At 67.2% G+C, this 250-nt stretch carries 1 protein-coding gene; it reads left to right on the forward strand.

Features of this window, described 5'->3' with window-relative positions; genetic code table 11:
• The first annotated feature begins 2 nt into the window (after nucleotides 1-2).
• Nucleotides 3-179 (forward strand): glycerate kinase, encoded by a 177-nt coding sequence (locus AC0IW9_RS31470; RefSeq protein ID WP_471652212.1) that lies wholly within the window; start codon nucleotides 3-5, stop codon nucleotides 177-179.
• The last annotated feature ends 71 nt before the right edge of the window (nucleotides 180-250 follow it).

Here is a 250-nt window from a genome sequence, read left to right on the forward strand (position 1 = left end):
GCATGTTGGGAGACGGCTACGCCGAGGTGTACGAGGCCGGCATTGATGCCGCGTTCTCGCTCGCCAATGGGCCGATGACCTTGGAAGAAGCCTGCAAGCAGGCGCCCACGCTATTGCGCGAGCGTGCTCGGGATATTGCTCGCCTGTGGCGCATCAGCGCCGCGAAGGCGAGCCGTTAGGTTACGCGGGGTCGGACATGCTCACGCGGTCGCGCACGCTGGGCCGCTCCTGCATACGCGCCCACCAGCCG

The sequence above is a fragment of the Belnapia sp. AC561 genome (genome assembly GCF_979252845.1).